The sequence below is a fragment of the Streptomyces sp. PT12 genome, assembly GCF_003311645.1.
In the GTDB taxonomy this organism is placed as follows: Bacteria; Actinomycetota; Actinomycetes; order Streptomycetales; family Streptomycetaceae; genus Streptomyces.
Genome location: NZ_QEST01000079.1, coordinates 246,191 through 265,874 on the forward strand (window position 1 = coordinate 246,191; position 19,684 = coordinate 265,874).

The 19,684-nt window shown below is 75.2% G+C and carries 15 protein-coding genes; 11 read left to right on the forward strand and 4 right to left on the reverse strand.

Annotated elements, in window-relative coordinates:
* Positions 1–125: 125 nt before the first annotated feature.
* Both DEH69_RS07495 and DEH69_RS07500 read left to right on the forward strand, forming a co-directional pair.
* On the forward strand, positions 126–1,790 hold the full coding sequence (locus tag DEH69_RS07495) for an ABC transporter ATP-binding protein (RefSeq protein WP_181727306.1): 1,665 nt from the start codon (positions 126–128) through the stop codon (positions 1,788–1,790).
* Positions 1,787–3,586 (forward strand): ABC transporter ATP-binding protein, encoded by a 1,800-nt coding sequence (locus DEH69_RS07500; protein WP_113686083.1) that lies wholly within the window; start codon positions 1,787–1,789, stop codon positions 3,584–3,586. Before DEH69_RS07495 ends, DEH69_RS07500 begins: the two co-directional genes overlap by 4 nt.
* A gap of 73 nt (positions 3,587–3,659) precedes the next feature.
* On the opposite strand, the gene DEH69_RS07505 is transcribed toward DEH69_RS07500, so the two are convergent.
* Complete coding sequence (locus DEH69_RS07505) at positions 3,660–5,642, reverse strand: hypothetical protein (RefSeq protein ID WP_147255468.1); 1,983 nt, start codon at positions 5,640–5,642, stop codon at positions 3,660–3,662.
* A gap of 309 nt (positions 5,643–5,951) precedes the next feature.
* On the opposite strand from DEH69_RS07505, the gene DEH69_RS07515 reads away from it, so the two are divergent.
* Positions 5,952–6,818 (forward strand): aldo/keto reductase, encoded by an 867-nt coding sequence (locus DEH69_RS07515; RefSeq protein WP_113686086.1) that lies wholly within the window; start codon positions 5,952–5,954, stop codon positions 6,816–6,818.
* Positions 6,819–6,962: 144 nt separating this feature from the next.
* Positions 6,963–7,478, forward strand: a complete 516-nt coding sequence (locus DEH69_RS07520; protein ID WP_113686087.1) for a snapalysin family zinc-dependent metalloprotease — start codon at positions 6,963–6,965, stop codon at positions 7,476–7,478.
* 81 nt (positions 7,479–7,559) lie between these two features.
* Here DEH69_RS07520 and DEH69_RS07525 read toward each other — a convergent pair whose 3' ends face one another.
* Positions 7,560–8,510 carry an SDR family NAD(P)-dependent oxidoreductase gene (locus tag DEH69_RS07525; protein WP_113686088.1) on the reverse strand — a complete coding sequence of 317 codons (951 nt, stop codon included), beginning with the start codon at positions 8,508–8,510 and terminating at the stop codon, positions 7,560–7,562.
* A 224-nt stretch (positions 8,511–8,734) separates the two neighbouring features.
* Between DEH69_RS07525 and DEH69_RS07530 the strand changes: the two genes are divergently transcribed.
* The 3 genes from DEH69_RS07530 (at position 8,735) to DEH69_RS07540 (ending at position 11,721) form a co-directional block, all read left to right on the forward strand.
* A complete protein-coding gene (locus tag DEH69_RS07530; protein ID WP_113686089.1) occupies positions 8,735–9,739 on the forward strand; it encodes an aldo/keto reductase family protein in 1,005 nt (334 codons plus the stop codon).
* Between the two features lie 318 nt (positions 9,740–10,057).
* Complete coding sequence (locus DEH69_RS07535) at positions 10,058–11,098, forward strand: alpha/beta hydrolase family protein (RefSeq protein WP_113686090.1); 1,041 nt, start codon at positions 10,058–10,060, stop codon at positions 11,096–11,098.
* A gap of 59 nt (positions 11,099–11,157) precedes the next feature.
* Entirely contained in the window at positions 11,158–11,721 is a 564-nt protein-coding gene (locus DEH69_RS07540) for a hypothetical protein (protein ID WP_113686091.1), read from the forward strand.
* 326 nt (positions 11,722–12,047) lie between these two features.
* On the opposite strand, the gene DEH69_RS07545 is transcribed toward DEH69_RS07540, so the two are convergent.
* Positions 12,048–13,169, reverse strand: a complete 1,122-nt coding sequence (locus DEH69_RS07545; RefSeq protein WP_113686165.1) for a sensor histidine kinase — start codon at positions 13,167–13,169, stop codon at positions 12,048–12,050.
* A 277-nt stretch (positions 13,170–13,446) separates the two neighbouring features.
* On the opposite strand from DEH69_RS07545, the gene DEH69_RS07550 reads away from it, so the two are divergent.
* The 4 genes from DEH69_RS07550 to DEH69_RS07565 are packed head-to-tail and all read left to right on the forward strand — an operon-like array spanning position 13,447 to position 18,192.
* The gene (locus DEH69_RS07550) at positions 13,447–14,952 is read left to right on the forward strand and encodes a GntP family permease (RefSeq protein WP_258534507.1); all 1,506 of its coding nucleotides are present in this window, start codon (positions 13,447–13,449) and stop codon (positions 14,950–14,952) included.
* On the forward strand, positions 14,949–16,343 hold the full coding sequence (locus DEH69_RS07555) for a four-carbon acid sugar kinase family protein (RefSeq protein WP_113686093.1): 1,395 nt from the start codon (positions 14,949–14,951) through the stop codon (positions 16,341–16,343). Before DEH69_RS07550 ends, DEH69_RS07555 begins: the two co-directional genes overlap by 4 nt.
* Entirely contained in the window at positions 16,340–17,395 is a 1,056-nt protein-coding gene (gene pdxA / locus DEH69_RS07560; protein WP_113686094.1) for a 4-hydroxythreonine-4-phosphate dehydrogenase PdxA, read from the forward strand. Before DEH69_RS07555 ends, pdxA begins: the two co-directional genes overlap by 4 nt.
* Positions 17,396–17,400: 5 nt before the next feature.
* On the forward strand, positions 17,401–18,192 hold the full coding sequence (locus DEH69_RS07565; RefSeq protein WP_258534508.1) for a DeoR/GlpR family DNA-binding transcription regulator: 792 nt from the start codon (positions 17,401–17,403) through the stop codon (positions 18,190–18,192).
* Here DEH69_RS07565 and DEH69_RS33370 read toward each other — a convergent pair.
* Positions 18,146–19,669 (reverse strand): tetratricopeptide repeat protein, encoded by a 1,524-nt coding sequence (locus tag DEH69_RS33370; RefSeq protein WP_309302767.1) that lies wholly within the window; start codon positions 19,667–19,669, stop codon positions 18,146–18,148. The genes DEH69_RS07565 and DEH69_RS33370 overlap by 47 nt on opposite strands.
* Between the last annotated feature and the right edge of the window lie 15 nt (positions 19,670–19,684).

Below are 19,684 nucleotides of genomic sequence, written 5' to 3' on the forward strand. Positions count from 1 at the left end.
CCGTCGACCACTTAGGCGAGCCTCACCTAAGCTACGGATGGGCTGCGAAGGCAGACACCGTGGACACCGTTCGGAGGCGGGGCGTGCGAGGGAGTGGGCCGACGGGGAGATCGGTGTTGGGCGGGATGGTGCGAGGGCACTGGCGGAAGCTGCTGGTCGGCGCCGTGCTCGGGGCGGGGCACCAGGCGGGCGAGGCGCTGGTCCCCGTGCTCATCGGCGTGATCATCGACCGGGCCGTGGACGGCGGCGACGGGGCCTCGCTGGTGCGCTGGCTGTGCGTTCTCGCGGCCGTCTATCTGGGCCTCTCGTTCAGCTTCCGCTGGGGCGCCAAGGCCCGCGAGGACGCCGCGCTCGAGGCGGGCCACGAGCTGCGCCTTCGCCTGGTCGGCCGCGTGCTGCATCCGGGGGGCGGCGCCGAACGCGGCCATCTGCCCGGGGCGTTGACCAGCATCGCCACCGAGGACACCCGCCGTGTCGGCGCCGTGGCCAACGCCCTCGTGCTCGGCGTCTCCGTCCTCACGGGCCTGCTGGTCGGCGCCGTCATGCTGCTGCGGATCTCCCTCACCCTCGGCCTGCTCGTCCTGCTCGGCACGCCCCTTCTGCTCCTGCTCGGCCACCTGTTGAGCAAGCCCCTTGAACGCCACAGCGCCGCCGAGCAGGAGCGCGCCGCCCATGCCTCGGGCGTCGCCGCCGATCTGGTGGCCGGGCTGCGCGTCCTCAAGGGCATCGGGGCCGTGCCAGCGGCCGTCGCCCGCTACCGGCGCGGCAGCCGCGCCGCGCTGGCCGCCACGCTGCGCTCCACGCGCGCCGAGGCGTGGCAGACGGGCCTCACCACCGCCCTCACGGGCGTGTTCATCGCCGTCGTCGCCCTCATCGGCGGGCGCCTCGGCGTCCAAGGGGACATCAGCCTGGGGGAGTTGGTGTCGGCGGTGGGCCTGGCGCTGTTCCTGCTCGGCCCGTTGGCAGGGCTCGCCTGGATCAACGCGGAGCTGGCCCAGGGCCGCGCCTCCGCCGCCCGGGTCGCCGCCGTGCTTGCCGCGCCGCCAGCGATCCCCGACGGCGACGCCCCCGCGGGCGCCCCGCCCACCGGGCATGTGCTGCGGCTGCGCGGCGCCGCGGGCGCGGGGCTGCGCCAGCTCGACCTTGAGACGACCCCTGGCGAGGTCCTCGGCGTCGCGCTCACCGACCCAGGCCGCGCCGCCGAACTGCTGCGCTGGCTGGGCCGCGAGGCCGATCCCCCTTCAGGGGCAGCCGAGTTGGACGGCGTTCCGCTGACGCGGCTCGACCCCGCCGCGCTGCGCGCCACCGTGCTGGTCGCCGCGCACGACGCCGACCTGTTCGGCGGCACCGTCGAGGCCAACGTCGCCGTGGGCGCGCCCGAAGGCGCCGACCTCGCCCCCGCCATCGCCGCCGCGGGCGCCGACGAGATGATCCGCTCCTTGCCGCGTGGCCTGGCCACCCCCGTGGGCGAACGCGGCCGGTCGCTCTCCGGCGGCCAGCGTCAACGCCTCGCGCTGGCCCGAGCGTTGGCCGCCGACCCGCCCATCCTCGTGCTGCACGACCCGACCACCGCCATCGACGCCGTCACCGAGGCGCGCATCGCCGCGGGGCTTCGCGCGCTGCGCGGCGGGCGCCCCGACCGCACCACCCTGCTGATCACCACGAGCCCCGCCCTGCTGGCCGTCAGCGACCGCGTGGTCCTGATCGACGAGGGCCGCACCGTCGACGCCGCGCCCCACCACGTCCTGGTGGAACGGCACCCGGCCTACCGAGAGGCGGTTCTCTCATGACCGGCCCAACCGAGCAGCCACGCGAGCTGCTGCCGGTCGCCACCGGGCCGCGCACCCGCGCGGCCGTGCGCGAACTGGTCCGCCCGCACCGGGCGTTGGGCCTGGCCGCCGCGTTCACCATGACCGCGGCCACCGCCGTCGGGCTGCTCACCCAGCCGCTGCTCGGCCACATTGTGGACCAGGTCGCCGAGCGCCGCGCCGCCGGGGCGCTCACCGTGCCGGTGCTGCTGATCGCCGCCGTCGCCGTCGCCCAGGGCATCGGCACCGCGCTCGGCCTCTCCCTCTTCTCGCGCCTCGGCGAGACCGCACTGGCCGGGCTGCGCGAGCGCTTCCTCGAACGCGCCCTGGGCCTGCCCCTGGCGCGGATCGAACGGGCGGGCTCGGGCGACCTCACCGCGCGGGTCACCGCCGATGTCACCACCGTGGCGCAGGCCGTGCGCAACGCCCTTCCCGAGCTGGTCCGTTCCCTGCTCGCCATCGTTCTCACCCTGGGCGCGCTCGCCGTCCTCGACTGGCGCTTCCTGCTCGCCGCGCTGATCGCCGTGCCCGTCCAGGCGCACACCGCGCGCTGGTACGTCGCGCGCGCCGTCCCGCTCTACGCTGAGCAGCGCGTCGTCACCGGCGCCCAGCAACAGCAGCTGCTCGACACGATCGGCGGGGCGTCCACCGTGCGGGCCTTCAGGATCGAGGAGCGGCACGCCGCCCAGGTCGCCGAGCGCTCGGGGGTCGCGGTCGGCGTCACCAAGCGCGGCATCAGGCTGCTCCTCAGCTTCTACGCCCGCCTGCACATCGCCGAGTACGCGGGCCTCGCGGCCGTCCTGGTGACCGGCTTCCTGCTGGTGCGCGACGGCTCGGTCTCGATCGGCACGGCCACCGCCGCCGCGCTGTACTTCCACAGCCTGTTCAACCCGGTCAACGCCGCCCTCGTGCTGATGGACGACGCGCAGGCGGCCCAGGCCGGGCTCGCCCGCCTGATCGGCGTGGCCGACCTCGAATCCGCCGCGGGCGAAGGCGAGTTCACCGACCGGCCCGCCCTGCCGACGCCCACGCCCGCCACGCCCGCCACGCCCGCCGTGCCGCCGTCCCCGCCCGCCGCGGCCGTCACCGTCAGCGGCCTCGGCTACGCCTACCAGCCGGGCCGCCCGGTGCTGCACGGCCTCGACCTGGCGCTCGCGCCCGGCGAGCGCGTCGCCCTCGTCGGGGCGAGCGGCGCGGGCAAGACGACGCTGGCCAAGCTGATCGCCGGGATCCACCCGCCCACCACCGGCGCGGTCACCGTCGTGGGCGACGTCGGCCTGGTCACCCAGGAGGTGCACGTCTTCGCCGGGCCGCTCGCCGAGGACCTGCTGCTCGCCCGCCCCGACGCGTCGGGGCCCGAGCTGCTCGCCGCGCTCGAACGGGTCGGCGCCCGCGCCTGGGCCGAGGCGCTGCCCGAGGGCCTTGCCACGGTCGTCGGCGAGGGCGGCCACCGCATCAACGCCACCCAGGCCCAGCAACTCGCCCTCGCCCGCCTGGTGTTGGCCGACCCGCCGATCGCGGTGCTCGACGAGGCGACCGCGGAGGCGGGCAGCGCGGGCGCCCGTTCCCTCGAACGCGCCGCCGAACGCGCCCTGGAGGGCCGCACGGCGCTGATCGTCGCGCACCGGCTCAGCCAGGCGCGTTCGGCCGACCGGATCGTGGTGATGGACGGCGGCCGCGTGGTCGAGACCGGAACCCACGACGAACTCTCCACCGCGGGCGGCGTCTACGCCGAGCTGTGGGCCGCCTGGTCGCTCTCCCGCGCGCTGAGCCACTGAACGCCCGGGCCACTGAACGCCCGGGCCACTGAACGCGGAGGCCCGGGGGCGCCCCCGGGCCTCCGCACGCGGGTCACGCGTCCGTGCCGCCCTCCAGGTCGGGCAGGTCAGGCAGATCGGGGAACAGCAGGTCATCCTCCGTGGTGTAGGAGCACCAGGTGTAGATGAAGTCCGCGTTCAGCGAGCTGGTCTCGGTCAGGGTGCGCATGGAGAGCCCGGGGGACCGGTGCAGGAAGTGATAGTCACCCGCGGGCAGTTGGAGCGTGGTGGTGGGGTAGTCGCGGCCCGAAGAGCACGAGGAGTCACCCGGGTCCACGGGGTAGACCGAGCAGCCGTCGCACGGGCCCACCGTCTGCGATCCCGTGGTCGGCCCGGTCCACAGGATCTCGAGCTCCTGCGGGGAGTCGTTCAGTACCTCGACCGTCACCGTGGCGCCGCCGCCGTCGTTCTCCGGGGGCAACTGCTCGCCCGCTGGCGGGTGTTCGGCGGCGATCTGGCTGGCGATCAGGACCTTCCGCGCGTGGTCGACGCGCTCGTGGTCGGGGTGGTCGGTCACCAGCTCGTTGAGGTGGGTGTCGGCCACGTCGTAGGAGCCGCCGAGGAAGCTGTCGGTGCCGCACTGGTAAAGGCCCTCGGGGACCGGCCCCTGCCCGTCGTCGGCGAGCTGGGTGAACTCGCCGCCCGGCAGCCCGGCGAACAGCGTGTTGAGCGAGCGCAGTTCGTCGAGCGACGCGCACGGGGCGTCGCCGCCGATGCCGTCGATGGCCGTCCGCTGCCGGTCGCCCAGCTCGCCGGGCAGCCCGGCCGCCTGCTCGCTCTCGCCGTGCTCGTCGAGCAGTTCGCGCAGCGACTCCCCTGCCGCCTCGGGGTCGTTGGCGATCTGCGAGACGCCGCAGTCGTGCAACGGTCCTGGCAGCGCGCCGCCCGCCCGCTCGGCCAGCCGCTCCGCCTCGGAGTCGTCGAACTCGTCGGGCAGGCCGACGAAGAAGCGCAGCGGCACGACGCTCGCGCAGTCGTCCTCGCCGGTGCGCGCGGCCGTCGCGCCCTCGTACAGCGCGTCGAGCCGGTCGGGGACCTCGCCAGCCGCGTCGGTGTCGGGGTGGTCGTCCCGCACCCCGAGGTACTGGCCGAGCGCCGAGCGGTAGGTGTCCTCCGCGTCGCCGAACGGCTCGTCGCCGACCCGTTCGACCTGCGCGTCCGCGGCGGCGAGCACGTCCTGGAGGTCGTCCTCGAGGGCCTGGCGCTTGGCGTCGTTGAAGAACACCACCCCTGCGGCGGGCAGGGCGAGCAGCAGCGCCCCCGCGGTGACCGGGATCCAGAGGCCGCGGCGGCCTGGCGCGGCCGGGCCAGCGAGCCGGTAGGCGTCGGCCGCTGTGGCCAGGGCGACGCCGAGCCAGAGCACGACCCACAGGCCATCGATGCCCTCGGCGGTGACCGGCAGCGCGACAAAGAGGAGCGCGCCGGTGACGAGCCACGCGGGAACGGCCCGCAGCCAGCGCCGCAGATAGAGGTAACCGGCGCCGAGGCCGCTCAGGTTGAGCAGCGCGGCGGTGGCCGCGGTGCCGGGGTCCCGCGGCAGGCCCGCCGTGGGCGGCACCGAGGGCGGGGGCGGCGGGGCGGCGGCGGGGAACGCCAGGGTGGCGGGCGGCGGCACGGCGCGCACCACCTCGGTCCGCGCCTCGCTCGAAGGGGGCGGACCCGGTGGCGGAGGCGGCGTCACGGGCGGCGCGGCGGGCGGGCCTTCGGGCCCGACGGGATCGGGCGCCGTCGCCTGCCGCGGCACCGTCAGCGGCTCGGTCACCGGCTCGGTCACCGGCTCGGGCGGGGGCGCCTGGTGCGGAACGGTGGGCGGCTCCGCGGGGGACGGCGGCGCGTCCTGAGGCGCGGCGTCGGCGGGCGGCGCGTCCTGAGGTGCCGCGTCGGCGGGGGAGGGCCGCGCTTCGGAGGGCTCCGCGCCGGAAGGGGGCGCGTCGCCGACCGGTGGCGCCCCGCTCGGCGGTCTTGTCTCCGGTGGCGGCGCGGGGACATCGGGTCGGTCGTTGTCGGGGTCGGTCATGTCGGCCTCCTGGAGGTAGGGCGAACGGCGCGGAGCCCGCCAGCCGCGGTCGCGCCGCCAGTGCCACGAGTGCCCGCACAGAGGCGGACGGTGACGGAGGGCCGCACGGTTCCCTTTCGCGGGGGAGGGGCTCGGAGGACGTGTCCGGCGGCGGGAACGCCGCAGGGCGGACAGCCTATGACGCTCCCAAGGGAGGGGTCCCGCCAGGGTGTTGAGGGACGGAGGCGGCGAGAGAGCCCATGTGGGGCCCATACCTAACAAATGCCGTGAAAGGCGGGCAAGTCATCCCAATGCGGCTAGCCTGGCCCCATGACCGTCAACGAACAGCTCGCACAGGCGTCCGGCACCTTTCGGCTGGGCGGCGACCTGACGATCCACCGCCTGGGCTTCGGCACGATGCAGCTGGTGGAGCCCGGCGTGTGGGGCGGGGCGCGGGACCCCAAGGAGGCGGTGCGGGTGCTGCGCCGCGCCGTCGACCTCGGCATCACGTTCCTCGACACCGCCGACTCCTACGGCCCGTTCACCGCCGAGCTCCTGGTGCGTGAGGCCCTGCACCCCTATCCCCCGGGCGTCGTGATCGGCACCAAGGCGGGCTTCGTCCGCCCCGGCCCCGGGGAGTGGGTGCCGCTTGGCCGCCCCGAGTATCTGCGCCAGCAGGTCGAGCTGAGCCTGCGGAACCTGGCCCTTGACCGCATCGACCTCTTCCAGTTGCACCGCGTGGACCCGCGGGTGCCGCTGGCCGAGCAGATCGGCGCGCTGGCCGAGCTGCGCGCGGAGGGCAAGATCCGGCACATCGGGCTCAGCCAGGTCAGCGCCGCGACGCTCGCGGAGGCCGGGCGCACCGCGCCGATCGTGGCCGTGCAGAACCGCTACAGCCTCGCCGACCGCGCCGACGACGACGTTCTCGCCTATGCCGAGGCCCATGACCTGGCGTTCATCCCGTGGACGCCGCTGGCCAAGGGCTCCCTCGCCCGCCCCGGCGGCGCGCTGGCCAGGATGGCCGATGAGCGCGGCGCCTCCACCTCCCAGCTCGCGCTGGCCTGGCTCCTGCGGCGCTCACCCGTGATGCTGCCCATCCCGGGCACGTCGTCGGTCGCGCACCTGGAGGAGAACACCGCGGCGGCCACGCTCGACCTCTCCGACGCGGAGTACCAGGAGCTGGCCTCAGCGGCGTGACGCCGCCCACCCGCACCTCCACCCGCGCCCCGCGCACCTCCACCCGCGCCCCGCGCGCCCTTGCGCGCGGGGCCATGCGTGACGCGCGATGACATGGGCATGATCGGGAGGTAGTTCCCCCACACAAGGCCGGGAGGCCGATCGATGACACTCCGAAACGCCGTGCGTGCGCTGCTGACCACGCTCCTGGTGACGCTGACGCTGGTGGGCACCCAGACCACGGCGGGCGCGGCACCCACCCCCACACCCGTCCCCACGCAGGTCACCGTTCTCACCTATGACGCGAGCGGCAGCGCCGAGCTCACCGACGCCGTCCACAGCGGCGCCGCCGTGTGGAACGAGAGCGTGACCAGCGTCCGCCTCGAACCCGCCGCCCCCGGCGCGGACGCCAACATCACCATCGTCGCCGACGACGGCTGGCCCCGCGCTCTGACCACCAGCCTCGGCAACGGCATCGTCTGGATGGGCCGCCAGGCCGTCGACGACGGCTATGACACCATCCGCATCGCCGCGCACGAACTCGGCCACATCCTGGGCCTGCCCGACATCAAGCCGGGGCCCTGTTCCAGCCTCATGTCCGGCTCGACCGGCGGCGTCGACTGCACCAACCGCTACCCCGACGCGGCCGAACGCGCCGACGTCGAGGCGGCGTTCAGCTGACCGGCGCCCCACGGCCCGCCCACCCCGCCCACCCGCGCCCCCACCCGCGCCCGCGGGTGGGCGGGGAGGCGGCACCCCCTGTCACTCCGTCACGCGCCGCTCCGACACCTCCCACAGGCGCGCCGCCGCCTCGGGGGCGATCGCGAACGGCGCGACGCCACGGCGCGAGCCAGGCTGGTTGAGCCCCGCCTCGTTGCAGTCCTCGAAGTACCGCCCCGTCACCCCGTCGAGCAGCGGCGACGCGGCGAGCAGCACCGAGGTCGCGGCCCCCTGCTCCGGCGTCTTCAACGTGGGCGCCTCCCCGTCGGACGACTGCGCGCGCTGGACGCGTTCGATCTCATCCGCCGAGAGGTACCGCCCCAGATTGGTCCTGATCCCGCCCGGCATCAGGGCGTTGACGGTGATCCCGTCCCTGCCCCAGCGCTTGGCCCCCTCCACCGCGAAGAGCACGTTCGCGGTCTTGGACTGCCCGTACGCCAGCCATGGGTCGTAGCGCCGCTCACGGAAATCGATGTCCTCGAACACCACGGGCGACCGCAGGTGCCCCGACGAGCTGACCGAGACGACCCGCGCGTCGCGCGCGTCGGCGAGCGCCCCGTGCAGCCCGGTGGCCAGCGCGAAGTGGCCCAGGTGGTTGGTCGCGAACTGCATCTCCCAGCCGCGCGGCGTGCGCGTCTCCGGCATGGCCATCACCCCCGCGTTGTTCACCAGGATGTCAAGCGGCCCCTCCCACGCGGCCGTGAACGACGAGATCGACGGCAGGTCCGCCAGGTCGAGCGGCGCGACGACAAGGCGGTCGTTCCCCGTGGTGGCCGTGATGTCGTCGGCCGCCCGCCGCCCCGCCCCGGTGTCCCGCACCGCGAGGACGACTTCGGCGCCCGCGTCCGCGAGCGCCCGCGCCGTCTCGATCCCGATGCCCGAGGCCGCGCCGGTCACCACCGCCCTGCGGCCGTGCAGATCGACCCCGGCGATGACCTCGGCGGCCGTTGAGTCCGCCCCGAACGGCGTGGTGATGGGGGTGGTGGCAGTCATGTTCCCTCTCGTCTCCCTGGGGTGCCCGGTGCGGCCCGCCGATACGACCCGTCGACGCGGGACCTCAGCCACCGACGACGTTAAACGGCGGACCCTTCCCCGCCCCCGAACGGCGAAGGAGCGCGGGCGCCGTGTCCCCCACGCGCACCATCCGCGGGCGCGCGATCCGGCATGCGGACGGCCCATGGGGGGGATCACCGAATTGGGCGTAGAGTCCTGTCCTCATGGAGCATCGTTTTCTGGGCCGTAGTGGTCTTCTCATCAGTGAAATCTCCTACGGGAACTGGCTCACCCACGGCTCGCAGGTGGAGGAGGACGCCGCCACCGCCTGTGTGCGGGCCGCCCTCGACGCCGGGATCACCACCTTCGACACCGCCGACGTCTACGCCGAGACGCGCGCCGAGTCCGTGCTTGGCCGGGCGTTGAAGGGCGAGCGCCGGGAGGGCCTCGAGATCTTCACCAAGGTCTACTGGCCCACGGGCCCCGGCAAGAACGACCGCGGGCTCTCCCGCAAGCACATCAGGGAGTCCATCGACAACTCGCTGCGCAGGCTCCAGACCGACTACGTCGACCTGTACCAGGCGCACCGGTTCGACGTGTCCACGCCGCTCGAGGAGACGATGTCGGCGTTCGCGGACATCGTCCACTCCGGCAAGGCGCACTACATCGGCGTCTCGGAGTGGACCGCCGACCAGATCCGCCGGGCGCACGCCCTCGCCACCGAGCTGCGGATCCCGCTGGTCTCCAGCCAGCCGCAGTACTCGATGCTGTGGCGGATCATCGAGGGCGAGGTCATCCCGACCTCCCAGGAGCTGGGGCTCGGCCAGATCGTCTGGTCGCCGATCGCCCAGGGCGTGCTGACCGGCAAGTACCTGCCGGGCCAGCAGCCGCCCGAGGGCTCGCGCGCCACGGACGAGAAGGGCGGCGCGAGCATGATCTCGCGCTTCCTGCGCGACGACGTCCTCGACGCGGTCCAGCGGCTCCGCCCGCTCGCCGACGAGGCGGGGCTCAGCCTGGCCCAGCTCGCGATCGCGTGGGTCCTCCAGAACCCCAACGTCTCCTCCGCGATCGTCGGCGCGTCGAGGCCCGAGCAGGTCGGGGAGAACGCCAAGGCCGCGGGCGTGAAGCTGGACGCCGGGCTGCTTGAGCGGATCGACGAGATCGTGGCCCCGGTCGCGGTCACCGACCCCGCGCAGGTGGCCGCGAACGTCCCGCCCGCCCGCTCCTGACCCGCGCGGCGCGAGGCGTCGGCGGCAGGCCCGTCGGGACTTCGCCGAGGCGGTGCCGAAGCGGGCGCCAGGCGCCATGGGCGGACCGCTGGGCGCTCTCCGCGATGTCGGCGCCGCACGAGGTGTCGTAGGCTCCCAGCTCGACAAGAGCGTAGAGGCGGTCAACGGGGTGGTCATGGGTGTCGGTGATCCCGGGCGGCTCGATGCCGAGCGGGGGGCGTGCGCCGGGGCGTGCGCCGGGGCGTGCCGAGCTGCCGCTTTGGGGCGAAATGACCGGTTCCCGCGCATGGTTGACCCCCTTCGGGGCACGTCGTTGAGATGTCTCTTTCTCTCTTCGTCCCCCTTCGCGGCGGCCTGCGCGCCCGCCTGGCCGCGGTCTGCTCGGCGCTCGCCGCCCTCGTCGCCGTCGCGGCCCAGCCCGCCGCCGCGGCCTCCTCGGCGGGGGGCGCGACCGTGGTGACGCGCGAGCGCGTCGACGAGCGCGTCCTCGACCTGACCATCGCGTCGCCCGCGTTGGGCACCGAGGTGGCCACCCGCGTCCTGCTGCCGCCGGGCCACGCCGACCAGCCGGGCCGCACCTGGCCGGTGATCTACCTGCTGCACGGCTGCTGCAACGCGACGGGCGGCTGGCTCGACTGGACCGAGGCCGCCGACGTCGCCGCCGTCACGGCGGACACCGAGGCGCTGATCGTGATGCCCGAAGGCGGCCCGGTCGGCTACTACAGCGACTGGTGGAACGGCGGCCTCGGCGGCCCCCCGGCCTGGGAGACCTTCCACCTGGTCGAGCTCCCCGCCCTGCTGGCCGACGAGGTGGGCGCGGGCGAGGAGCGCGCCGTCGCAGGGAACTCGATGGGCGGCACGGGCGCCCTCGGCTACGCGGCCCGCCACCCCGGCTTCTTCCGCGCCGCCGCCTCCTACAGCGGGCGCCTCGACACCCAGGCCGATCCCGCGGCCGTGATGAACCGCCTCGCCGACTTCGGCCTCGACCCGCTGGCCCTGTGGGGCGACCCGGTGGCGCAGGGGGAGATCTGGTCACGCCACAACCCCATCGCGCTGGCGCGCCACCTCCCTCCCGGCTTCCCCGTCTATGTGTCGAGCGGCAACGGCGAGCCGGGGCCACTCGACGAGCCGGGCGCCGAGTACGACGCGCTCGAGGCGGGGTTCGGGGAGATGGCCGCCGCGTATGTCGCCGAGGCCAGGGAGCGGGGCGTGGCCGTCACCGCCCACCTCTACGGGCCTGGGACGCACGCCTGGCCGTACTGGGGGCGGGAGTTCGCGTGCTCGCTCCCGCTGCTCGCCCGCGCGATCGGCGCCGCCACATCCGCGCCACCGGAAGGAAACTGTTTCGTTTCGATCTGAACATCTGGCCGAAACCGGGGTACCCGTTCGGGTGAGAGCGCGGTGAAGGGGACGATGCTATGGACAAGGCGGTCCGGTTGTGGCGTTGGCGGCGCAACCCACTGCGGCGGGGCTCGGACGTGGCGGAGGCGTGGGTCGGCCTCGCGGTTGGCCTGACGATGGCGGTGGGCGCGCCCCTGGCGGGCCTGGCGATGGCGGTCGGCGCGGCTGAGGGGATGCTCGACGAGGACGACGACCTGCGCGGCGTGACCGCGGTGGTCGTCACGGGCGCCCCCGTCCCCGGCATCGCGGGCCCGGGCGGCAAGGGCCTGGCCGCCGTGCGCTGGACGGACGACGACGGCACGGCCCGGGTGGGTGCCACGCACGTCGCCTTCGGCGCGGAGGAGGGCTCGCGCGTCACCATCTGGCTCGACGACCAGGGCCGGATCAAGGACGCCCCCGCGGGACCCGCGGAGGTATGGGCCGGGGCAACGCTGCTGGGCGCGACGGCGACAGCGGGGGTGTGCGTTCTCGCCGCGGGCGCGCGCCTTGCGGTGCGTAGCCACCTCGCGCGACGGCGCGCGGCGCGCTGGGAGCGCGAGTGGACGGCGGTCGAGCCCCTGTGGTGCGACCGCGCGGCATAACGCCTGCCGCGGGCTCGGCGGTGTGGCGCGGGCTGGGGTGGGTGAGGTGGCGTTCTGGAGGGTGTGTTCGCGGGGCGTGGCGCCTGCGGCGGGCTCGGCCGCCGTCTGCCGCGGGTTGGCCGCGTTGCGCGGGGTGAGGCGGGCTCGGCGCCACGCCTGCCGTGGGGGGAGAGGGCTGGCGTTCTGTGTGTCGGTCGGCCGGGCGCCGGATCGTGGCTCGTGCGGCGGGGGTGGCTCACGGACGGCGGGCCCCGGGGGCGAGCGCGTTCGGGTGCCGGAGGGCGCGGCCGGGGCCCCGGGGGGCCGATGCGGTGGGGCGCTGTGGCTCACGGGGAAGCGGGCCAGGGGAGCCAAGCCGTGAGGCGGAAGTCCTCGCCGGTCAGGGTGTGTTCGAGGCGGCCGCCCGCGAGCCCCGCGCGCTCCCGCAGGCCGATCAGGCCCATGCCCGCGCCGGGGACGGCCCGTTCGGGAGGCGCGCCTGGTGCGGGGTTGCGGATCTCCACGGTCAGCCCGTCCCCCGGGCCGCCGCTCACCGTGACCGTCACCGGCTCGTCGGGCGCGTGCTTGCGGGCGTTGGTCAGGCCCTCCTGCACCACGCGGTACGCCGTCCGCCCCGCGAGCGGCGGCGCGGCGGCCGGGTCGGCGACGTTCTGGCGCAGCGCGACCCGCATGCCCGCCGTGCGGGACTCGCGCGCCAGCCGTTCCAGATCGGCCAGGACCGGCTGCGGCGCCCCGACCGCGTCGCCGTCCGCCCGCAGCACGTCGATGATCTCCCGCAGGTCCTGAAGGGCCTGGTGTGCGCTGTCCCTGATCACGCCCGCCGCCCGCCCGATCTCGTCGGGCGGCGCCCCGGGGTTGAACTCCAGCGCGCCCGCGTGCACGCTCAGCAGCGACAGGCGGTGCGCCAGCACGTCGTGCATCTCCCGCGCGATGTCCTCGCGCGCCTGCCGCCGCGCCTCGACCGCCGCGCGTTCGGCCCGGTCCCGCAGCGACGCGATCAACTGCCGCCGCGAGCGCGCGAACAGGCCCCACCCGATCGCCCCGGCGACGAGCGCGAAGAACACGAGCGCCGAACTGGTCCTCGGGTCTTCGGGGTCGGGCCGCTGGACCAGGAAGAATGGCAGCGGCGCGAACGCGAACGCGGCCACCCACGCCGTCGTCCGCGGCGGGCGGTGCGTGGCCACCGTGAAGAGCGCGACGAGCGCCGCGCCCGTCACGAAGTGCGACTGCGTCCCGGCCAGGAGCAGCACCACCGCGAGGCCCACCGGCCAGCGGCGGCGCAGGAAGACGGAGAGGCAGGCCACCGCGCCCGTCGCCTGGTCCACCAGCAGCCAGCCGTCCGACAGGTTCCTGCCGCGCACCACCGCGTCCGCGCTGAGCACGGAGAAGCCGACGGCGAAGAGGAAGGCGCAGACGTCGGTGGTCACGGCGCGGGCGGTGCGGGCCATGCCGTCGAATGTACGGCCCATGGCACCCCGTGTGACCGGCCGCGGAGCGGATCGCGACCTTGGAACGACACCGCGCGCCGGGTCGGCGACTTTGGTCGCGCGGCGCGGAAGTCGCGCGATTCGCGCAATTGAGTGCTGCGCACTGCTTGTTCCGCGCAACTCCCGCCCGGCATGATGGCGGCCGTTCATCGTCTTTTCATGTCGCGGTGTGTCTCGTTGCCCGTCTCACACCCCCGTCTCACACCCCCGTCTCGTCATGCAGGACCGGAGGATCAGCGTGGATCTTCAGCTACTTGCGGCTCTCGTCCTCGGCATAGCGACGATCGTCGTGGTCGTGCTGCGCACCCGCCTCGACGCGTTCATAGCCCTGCTCCTCGCGGCGCTGGTCACCGGGTTCGTCGCGGGCGCCCCCGCGGCCGAGTTGGTCGACCACATCGCCGCCGGGTTCGGCGACACCATGCGCTCCATCGGCATCGTCATCGGCCTCGGCGTCGGCATCGGCAAGCTCCTCGAGGTCTCGGGCGCCGCCGACGCGCTCGCCAGGACGTTCGTCCGCGCCTTCGGCAAGGGGCGCGAGGCGTGGGCCATGGCGGGCTCGGGCGCCGTCGTCTCCGTCCCGGTCTTCTGCGACTCGGGCTATGTGATCATGAACCCGCTCGCGCGCTCCATCGCCCGCCGCAAGGGCACGGGTTATGTGACCCTCGCGCTCGCCCTCGGCTGCGGCATGACCCTGACCCACCACCTCGTCCCGCCCACCCCGGGCCCGCTCGGCGTGGCCGGTATCCTCGGCGTTGACCTCGGCGGGCTGCTGGTGGCCGGGCTTGTGTACTCGGTGCTGCTGCTCCCGATCGTGGTGATGTACGCACGCTGGATGGGACCCCGCCTGGAGGCACATGTGTCGCCCGAGGTCAGGGCCGAGGTCTACGGCGAGGTCGCCGTCCCCGCGGGCGCCGTCCCCGCGGGAGGCAACGCCCCCGCGGCCCCCGCGGCCGACACCCCCGCGCCCGACCCCGCCGGGGGCCCGGCCGGGAGCCCGGCCCGGAGCCCCGCCGCCGCGCTCGGTGAGCCGCCCGAGGGCGCGCGCCCGCACCGCGTCCCGGCGTTCCTCGCGTTCCTCCCCCTGCTGGTGCCGCTGCTGCTGATCGTCGCCAACACCGCCGCGACCGCCATCGACCAGGACCGGCAGGGCGCGCTCGGCGGCGATGACTACGAGCCGTCCCGCGTCGCCGAAGTGCTCAGCTTCGTCGGCGACCCGATCGTCGCCCTCCTGGTCGGCATCGTCCTCGCCGTCTATCTGCTGCTGCCCCGCTGGACCCCGCGCCGCGCGGTCAGCGGCTGGCTGGCCGAGGCCGCCTCGTCGGCCGGGCTGATCATCCTCATCACGGGCGCGGGCGGGGCGTTCGGCGCGGTGCTGCGCGCCACAGGCGTCGGCGACGAGCTGGCCGAGGCGATCTCCTCATGGAACCTGCCCGCCGTCCTGGTGCCCTTCCTCATCGCCAGCCTGGTGCGCGTCGCCCAGGGCTCGGGCACCGTCGCCATGATCACCGCCGCGTCCGTCACCGCGCCGCTGCTCGACGGGCTCGGCCTGTCCGCGCTGATGGCCGGACTCGCCTGCTGCGCGGGCTCGATGGTGCTGAGCTACTTCAACGACTCCTACTTCTGGGTCGTCACGCGCTTCACCGGCCTCGACGGCACCGCCGCCATCCGCGGCTGGTCGGGCATCACCACCGCCGTGTGGCTGGGCTCGCTGCCGCTCCTGCTGGTCGGGAGCCTGTTCCTGTGAACAGCTCCAACGCCCCCCGCGCCGCCCGCACTTCGGGCGTCCTCGTCGTGGCCGACGACCTGACGGGCGCCAACGCCACCGCCGCGGGGTTCGCCCGGGCCGGGCTGCGGGCGGTCACCGCGGGGCCAGGCTGCGACGCGGACGCGCTCGCGGCGTTCGGCGCGCGGTTCGACGCGGTCGTCGTGTGCACCGACAGCAGACACGCCCCGCCCGCCGACGCCGCCACGCACGTCACCGACGCCATCCGCACCGGCTGGCCCGCCTCCCTCGTCTGCAACCGGATCGACTCCACCCTGCGCGGCAACGTCGGCGCCACCACGGCCGCCGCCCTGCGCGCCGTGCGCGACCTCTCGGGGCGCTGGGCCGTCGCGCTGTGCGCCCCCGCGCACCCCGGCGCGCGGCGGCACACCGTGCAGGGCAGCCAACTCCTCGACGGCGTCCGCCTTGAGGAGACCGAGCTTGCGGCCGACCCGCGCTCGCCCGTCCCCACCTCCGACATCGCCGCCCTGCTGGCCGCCCAGGCCCCGCACCTGGCCACCGCGGCGCTGCCGCTCTCCGCCGTCACGGGCGACCCCGACGCGCTGCGCGACCGCGTCGCCACGCTACTGGCCGACGGCGCCGACGTGCTGATCGCCGACGCCCTCACCACCGACCACCTGCGCCGTTCCGCGGCCGCAGCCGTCGCCGCGGGAGACGCGTGGGCCGGATCGGGCGGCGGCGCGCCCGTCTGGCTCTCCGTCGACCCGGGGCCGGGATCGGTCGCCCTCGCCGGGGCGCTCGGCCTGGCGCGCGCCGGCGGTGGCGCACCCCTGCTCGCCGTCTCGGGATCCACCACCCGCCTCACGCGCGACCAGCTCGCGCGCCTCGCCGCCGAACGGCCCGTGCGCACCGTCCGCCCGGTGCCAGCGGGCCCCGGGCCGCTGCCCGACCTGGCGGCCACCGCCGAAGCCCTCGCCCGCGCGCTCGCCGACGCGGGCCCCGGCGAAACGGTGCTGCTCGCCACCGTCATCGACGGCTCCGATGTCGTCGAGCTGACCCCGGCCGACGCCGCGATGCTGCCAGCCGCCCTGGCCGCCACCGTGCGCGACGCGCTCGAACGGCGCCGCGTGGACGGCCTGTTCGCCACCGGAGGCGACATGGCCGCCGCCCTGCTGCGCGCGCTCGACGTCGCCGGGCTCGCCATCGAGGAGGAGCTGGTGCCGCTCGCCGTCGCGGGGACCGCCGTCGGCGGCCCCTGGGCCGGGCTGCCCGTGGTCACCAAGGGCGGCCTCGTCGGCGACCCCGCCACCACCGTCGCCTGCCTCGACCACCTCGCGCGGATGGCCACCGCCGCCCACCGCCGGGTCCCGGCAGCGCAAGCCACCCGCGACACCCCAGGGAGAAACGCATGACCCGCCCCGTCCTCGCCCTCACCCTCGGCGACCCCGCCGGGATCGGCCCCGAGATCACCGCCCGCACCCTGGCCGCCGTCGCCGGGGAGGAGGGGCACCACGGCGTGGCCGTCGGCGACGCCGAGGCGCTGCGCCGCGGCGCCAGGGCGGCGGGCGTGGACGCCGAGGTGCGCGTGCTCGGCGACTTCACCGCCGAGCCCGCTGGCCCCGGCACGATCGATATCGTCGACACCGGCGAACTCGGCCGTGACCTCCCCGACTTCGGCACCGTCGACGCCCGCGGCGGCCGCGCGGCCGTCACCGCCATCGAGGTCGCCACGCGCGCCGCGCTCGACGGCGCGGTCGCGGGCGTCGTCACCGGGCCGATCAACAAGGAGGCGATCTGGCGGGCGGGTTCGAAGCACCTGGGGCACACCGAGATGCTGGGTGAGCTGACCGGGGTCACCCGCCAGGACACGATGTTCGTGGTCCGCAACACCGCCATCGAAGGCCACCACCTGCGGATCTTCTTCACCACCCGGCATGTGTCGCTGCGCAGGGCGCTCGACCTCATCACCCGGGAGAACGTGGCGCGTTCCCTTCGCGACGCCGCCACCGCGCTGCGCGTCTTCGGCACCCCCGCCCCGCGCCTCGCCGTCGCCGCGCTCAACCCCCACGGCGGCGAGAACGGCGCGTTCGGCGACGAGGAGATCCAGCACATCGGCCCGGCGTGCGAGGACGCGCGCGCCGACGGGCTCGACGTCACCGGGCCCGTGCCCGCCGACTCGGTCTTCCACCAGGGACTCACAGGGCGTTTCGACGGCGTGCTCTCCCACTTCCACGACCAAGGCCACATCCCCGCCAAGACCTACGACTTCGACGGCACGATCTCCGTCACCGTCGGCCTGCCGATCCTGCGCACCTCCGTGGACCACGGCACGGCGTTCGACATCGCGGGCACCGGGCGCGCCAACCACGGGACGATGCTCTCGGCCTACCGCGCCGCCGTCGATCACGCCCCCTCGGTGCCGCTCATCCGCCGCACCTACACGCCCGCGGGGGAGGCGAGTTGACATCGGTGAGGCGGTCCACCAGGGAGCGGCACGAGGCGCTGCTCCGGCTGCTGCGCGACGGGGTGACCCGCGTCGAGGAGCTTGCCGACGCGCTCGGCATCTCGCCGTCCACCGTCCGGCGCGACCTCGGGCGGCTCTCGGGCGACCGCAAGGTCGCCAGGACCTATGGCGGGGCCGTGGTGCCCGAGGCGTTCACCGAGCGGCCCGTGGGGGAGAGCGCGCTGCTGCGCCGCGCGGCCAAGGCCGATATCGCCACGGCGGCACGGGAGTTGCTGCCCACCTCGGGGGCGGTGTTCGCCGACGCGGGAACGACGTGTGCCGCGCTGGCCCGCCACCTGGCCGACACCCCTGGCACGGGTCCCGTGGTGACCAGGGGTCTTGAGACGGCCATGGCCCTGGCGGGGGCGGTGGACCGCGATGTGGTGCTCCTGGGCGGGCTGATCCGCCCGCTGAGCCATGGGCTGGTCGGGCCGCTGACCGAACTGGCCCTGGAACGGCTGTCGTTCGAGGTGGCGTTCCTCGGCGCCGACGCCGTGGACCCGGCCCGTGGCATCGGCGAGCCGACGCTCGAGGAGACGGCGGTGAAGGAGCGCGTCGCCGCGCGGGCCCGGCGCGTCGTGGTGCTCGCCGACTCCACCAAGCTGCTGGTCCCCGACGCCCCGGCCTGGACCCGTTTCCCTGGTGCCTGGACCCTGGTCACCGACGCGGAGGCCCCCCTCGACCTGGACCCGCGCTGCGCCGAGCAGGACGTCACCCTGGTCCGCGCCCCCGCGGGGGGCGAGGGGAGAGGATCTTGATCGCCAGCCAGTTGAGGAATTCCTGGCCGCGCCTCACCCTGCCCTCGTGGACACCGGGCCGCTCCCTGGCCAACTCCCGCCATATAGCGATCATTTCGGTGATCGCGGACCGTGCCTCACGGTATCGGCCCAGGCCGCTCAGCCGCAGGGCGACGAGGTCGAGCCCCATGGCGAGGTCGGCGAGGTAGCCCTCGGGGCGGGCCCCGGCAAGACCCCGGTACACCGCCACACTCTCGGTGGCGGCGGCCAGCGCCTCCTCTTCCCTGCCTCGCTCGGCCAGCCGGTTGGACAGGGTGTGAAGGCTCATGGCGAGGCCGGGGAGGTGGGCGTCGGGTAGCGCGTCGGTCAGCTCGCGGTAGGTCCCGACGGCCTCGGTGGCGGCGGTGAGCGCGTCGTCGTGGCGGTCGAGGGCGGCGAGGTCGATCGAGAGGCTGTTGAGGGCGTTGGCCAGTTCGGGGAGGTGGTCCTGGGGTGATGTCCTGGCCAACTCCCTTTGTGCGTCCACGGCTTCGGTGGCGGCGGCGAGCGCGTCGTCGTGCCGCCCGAGTCTCCCCAGCCAGACGCCGAGGTTGTGCAGGCTCGTGGCGAGGGACGGAAGGCCATCGGGGTCATCGCGCGCCCAGGCGCGGTGCTCGTCCGCGAGGCGCCGGGTGAGCCGGGCGGCCCACGGGGCGAGGCGGTGGCTGGCCTCTGGCAGCCGGTCGGCAAGCTCCTCGAGCCGGGCGCGCGGCAGGCGTTCGGCGATCCCGTGGAGCGCGTCGAGCAGGGGCCCTGGGGTCGAGGTGCGGGTGGCGGCGTCGACGGCCGGTCCGGCAAGGAACTCCGGCTGGGCCAGGCAGAGTTCGGTCAGCGACGGGTCGAGGCGGCGGTCGAAGACGGGGTGGGCGGCGGCGCGGGAGTAGACGGTCAGCAGCTGGACGGCCTGGGACTCCGTGGCGCCCCGCGCGAGGCGGTGGGCGAGGCCGGGGTCGCGTTCCAGGTGGCGGCCCACCAACCGCTCGGCCAGGCGGTCGGGTTGGAGGCTGTCCCAGGGGCGCCCGCCCGCGGGCGGGGGATAGAGCGCCCCGATCCACTCGCGCACCGCGCGGCGCCGGTCCGAGGGCTGGTCGGCCAGCCCCGGCACGCGGCCCAGCAGGGCGTCGGCCAGGTCGCGGGTCCCGGCGCCGAGGAGGAACGCGGCGACCAGCGCGTCGGTCAGGGTGCCGGGCGACAGGGACGGGAGCAGCCCGTGGGCGGTCGCCGCGGCGGTCCAGTAGCGGCGTTCGTGCGCCGGAAGCCGGTCCTCCACGCCATCCGCGTCGCCCCGGCCATCCGCGTCCCCCCTGGCGGCGTCGAGAAGGTCGGCAAGCGCCGTCATATGGAGGGTCAACACCCCCTCAAGGCCGGGGTGTTGGAGGGCAGCACGTTGGAGGGCGGCGTCCGCGCCGGGTGCGGTGAGGCGCCTGGCCAGCGCGGGCCAGCCACAGCCAAGGCACATAGGTCGCGATGGCGT